The organism is Leifsonia sp. SIMBA_070, from assembly GCF_046534635.1.
Taxonomy (GTDB): Bacteria; Actinomycetota; Actinomycetes; order Actinomycetales; family Microbacteriaceae; genus Leifsonia.
Genome location: NZ_JAWRYK010000161.1, coordinates 1 through 287, shown reverse-complemented (window position 1 = coordinate 287; position 287 = coordinate 1). Strand labels below are relative to the sequence as shown.

At 66.6% G+C, this 287-nt stretch carries 1 protein-coding gene; it reads right to left on the bottom strand.

The genetic code is table 11. The features are described 5' to 3' along the window. The coding region (locus tag SB754_RS19840; protein ID WP_410784102.1) for a hypothetical protein at positions 1–212 on the bottom strand (212 nt) is incomplete at its 3' end. Positions 213–287 lie beyond the last annotated feature (75 nt).

The following is a 287-nucleotide window of genomic DNA, read 5'->3' as shown; positions in this document are numbered from 1 at the left end:
GAGTTCTCGTACGAGATCGGTGACGGCGCTACGGCGGAGAGCGCCTCGGCGAAACCTTCACCGCTGGTCGGGGCATTCAGCACCGTACCGCCCGCAGCCTCCACACGCTCGAGCCAAGCCTGCACGGCGGCAGGTGCTTTCTGAACACCGGGCACAACAACCAAGCCGTAGCGGGCGGGGTCCACGACGTCCATCGCCTCCGCATCGATCACGTCGAAGTCGTACCCACCCTCACGAATCGCGCCGGGGATTGCCGCGCCGACATATGCACGAGTGCCGGCCCAGAG